Annotated in this window: 2 protein-coding genes and 2 pseudogenes; 2 read left to right on the top strand and 2 right to left on the bottom strand. The window is 72.0% G+C overall.

Features of this window, described 5'->3' with window-relative positions:
* Positions 1-771: sensor histidine kinase (locus PV363_RS16710; protein ID WP_301022938.1), on the bottom strand; the 771-nt coding region annotated here is incomplete at its 3' end.
* 190 nt (positions 772-961) lie between these two features.
* Here PV363_RS16710 and PV363_RS16705 point away from each other — a divergent pair.
* Positions 962-1,663: pseudogene (locus PV363_RS16705) on the top strand (ATP-binding cassette domain-containing protein); the annotation flags it as partial.
* Between the two features lie 104 nt (positions 1,664-1,767).
* Here the strand turns inward: PV363_RS16705 and PV363_RS16700 are convergent.
* Positions 1,768-2,070, bottom strand: a pseudogene (locus tag PV363_RS16700) (PucR family transcriptional regulator); the annotation flags it as partial.
* A gap of 527 nt (positions 2,071-2,597) precedes the next feature.
* On the opposite strand from PV363_RS16700, the gene PV363_RS16695 reads away from it, so the two are divergent.
* On the top strand, positions 2,598-3,334 hold a 737-nt coding region (locus PV363_RS16695; protein ID WP_301022937.1), incomplete at its 3' end, for an alpha/beta fold hydrolase.

The following is a 3,334-nucleotide window of genomic DNA, read 5'->3' as shown; positions in this document are numbered from 1 at the left end:
GCCGTCGACACTCAGCGGCAGCCGGGCGACCACCGAGAACCCGCCGTCGGGGCGCCTGCCGGCGGTCAGGTTGCCGCCGAGCGCGTTGGTCCGCTCTCGCATCCCGATCAGTCCGAGCCCGGGTCGCGCAGGAGGGCGCGACGTCTCGGGTCGCCCGTCGTCGTCGATGCGGACGGTCACCAGATCGACCTCGTACTCCACGACGACCCGCGCCTCGGTGGGACCGGCGTGCCGCGCGACGTTCGTCAGCGCCTCCTGCACGATCCGGTACGCCGCGGAGTCGACCTCCACGGGGACCGTCCGGCGGTCCCCTGACACGGTCAGGCGCGGCTGGATGCCGGCGTGGCTGCTGAGGGCGACCAGGCGGGGGAGGTCGCCCAGGCCGTAGCCGTTGACCTGGTCGTCGCGTCGCAGAACGCTCAAGGTCTCGCGCAGGTCCCGCGACGCCTCACCGGCCGCCTCCTGGATGGCCGAGAGCGCTCCCGGGACCTCCTCACCACGCTTGCGAGCGAGGTGGGCGGCGACGCCGGCCTGCATCGTCACCACCGAGATGCTGTGCGTGAGCGAGTCGTGCAGCTCGCGGGCGATGCGCAGCTGCTCCTCGGCGACGCGACGGCGCAGCACCTCCTCGCGGACCCGCTCGGCCTCGGCGAGCCGCTCCTCGAGCACCGTCATCCGCGCCTTCCACTGGTGCGCGGCCGCGACGGCGACGAGGCCGGAGACGAGCCAGCCCGCCGCGTAGAACCGCTTCCACCCTCGGTCGGTGCGCACCCGTGCACTGTAAGCGACCTGTCGGGTCGTCCGCGTCCGCCGAGAGATGCACCCCTGACGTCATCCCCAGGGAGTACGGCGCTCTCGCGGGCACCCCCGACGACGTCCGCTCGATTGCCGTCTGCCGGACGACGCGACCTGACCCACCTCTGTCCGACCCTGAAGATCCGGGGACGACCGAGGAGGAGACATGGTGCAACCACCCACACAGAACGCCGTCGAGGCGGTGGGGTTGAGCAGGTCGTTCGGCGCGACGCGCGCGGTGGACGGGCTGGACCTCGTGGTGCCTGCGGGCGGCGTCTACGGGCTGCTCGGACCCAACGGTGCCGGCAAGACCACCACGATCCGGCTGCTGGCAACGCTGCTGCGCCCCGACGCCGGAAGCGCGCGCGTGCTGGGCAGTGACGTCGTGTCGGAGGCCGCCGCCGTACGGCGGGAGATCGCGCTCACGGGACAGTTTGCGTCGGTCGACGGGGACCTCACCGGGGCCGAGAACCTGGTCCTCCAGTGCCGGCTCCTCGGCCACACCCGTCGCAGCGCCCGCGCACGTGCCGAGCGGTTGCTCGTCGCCTTCGGCCTCGACGACGCCGCCAACCGGCTCGTCGCCACCTACTCCGGCGGGATGCAGCGGCGGCTCGACGTGGCGGCGAGCGTCGTACGGACGCCTCGGCTTCTCTTCCTCGACGAGCCGACGACAGGGCTCGACCCACGCAGCCGCCACCAGGTGTGGGACCTCGTCCACGAGCTGGTGGGCCACGGGACGACGGTGCTGCTCACCACGCAGTACCTCGACGAGGCCGACCAGCTCGCCGATCGCATCGGTGTGGTGGCGCGGGGACGCGTCGTCGCCACCGGCACTCCCGACGCGTTGAAGAGATCGATCGGTGGCGACGTCCTCGAGATGCGGCTGTCCAGTCCCGCCGACGCCGTACGCGCGAGCGCGGCCCTCGCCGAGCGGTGCGCGTGGGCGATGTGGTCGACCACAGGGCCGACGACGAGAGCGCCGGGGCCGAACGCGTCGGCCACCGCCTCCGCTGCGTGCTCGAGATCAGCCACGTCGCCGAGGAGGACGACGAGCCGCTCGAGCTGCACGGAGGTCAACGTCGACATCCCCGCCACCCGAGCCCGACGGCGAACCTCCTCTTCGACGCCCTCGTCACCGGCACCTGCGGGGGGCGGTGCGGCACCGACGAGCACGGTCACGCCGCCCTCTGCCTCCCATCCCAGGGCCGCTGCTCGAGACCGGATGACCTCCTCGGGCTCGCCGCGGACCACGGCGTCGACGACCAGCGCCTCCATCCGCGCGTCCCACTGCCCGCGCGACTCCGCTGCGCGGGCATAGACGTCTGCGGTCGCGAACGCCACCTCCCGCGCGTAGGCCGAGACCTGCCGGCGCACCTCCTGGGCCTGGTCGGCGGAGAACAGGTCGTCGATGTGGCGCTCGATGACCTCGATCGTCGTCTTGACCATCGACACCGTCTGGTGGAGCGTGACGTGGCGCGTCAGCTCCCGCGGCGCTGCGCCGAACACCGAGCCCGTCACGTCGAGAGCCGACGTGCCGGTGCGCATCCACTCGGCGCACTGGGCGATCCCGGCGTGCGCGATCAGGGAGATCCACGACCGGTGCTCGGCGTCGAGCTCGTGGAACCACCGGAGCTCGCGCTCCATCGTCGCGATCGCGGCCGTCGTCAGATCGCCGGATGCCTTGTCCAGCACCTGCGCGTAGTCCTCGTGAGTCCCGGCGGTCACAGGGCCCAGACTAGGTGCAGGATGGCTCATCGGCCGGTATCGTGGCTCCACTTCCCCCGGCGCCGAGGAGCTGCTCGATGAACGGACTCAGCCCAGGTTCGCTGGAGACGCGGTTCGTCAGGCTGCACGGCTACCGCCGCGCGTACCGGATCACCGGTGAAGGGCCCGCGCTGCTGCTCCTGCACGGGTTGGGCTGCGACTCGACGACGTGGTTGCCGGTGGCCGAACGGTTGGCCGAACGCTTCACCGTGGTGATCCCCGACCTCCTGGGCCATGGCGAGTCCGACAAGCCCCGGGCCGACTACTCGCTGGGCGGCTACGCCAACGGCATGCGCGACCTCCTGACCTATCTCGAGATCGATCGCGTCACGGTCGTCGGTCACAGCCTCGGCGGAGGTGTGGCCATGCAGTTCGCCTACCAGTATCCCGACCGGACCGAGCGGATCTGCCTCGTCGCCACGGGCGGGCTCGGCACCGAGGTGTCGCCGCTGATCAGGCTGATCACCGTCCCGGGAGCGGGCGTGGGTCTCGGGCTGGCCACGATCCCACCGCTGCGGGTGCCGGTCCGCGTCGCGCTCCGCACGCTCGCCCGGACGGGTCTTCCCTACACCCGGGACCTCGACGAGGCCGCCGACATCTACGAGTCGCTCAGCGACCCCGGTGCCCGCGCCGCCGTGCGCGCCGTCACGAGTCACGTCGTCGACTGGCGCGGTCAGCGCATCACCATGAAGGACCGCGCCTACCTCGCCGAGGTGATTCCGCTCTGCCTGGTGTGGGGTGCCGGTGACTCCGTCATCCCGTCCCGGCACGCGCT

The sequence above is a fragment of the Mumia sp. genome (assembly GCF_028803055.1).
GTDB lineage: Bacteria > Actinomycetota > Actinomycetes > Propionibacteriales > Nocardioidaceae > Mumia.
Note: the sequence above shows the minus strand (reverse complement) of the source record. Positions and strands in the feature narration are given on the sequence as shown.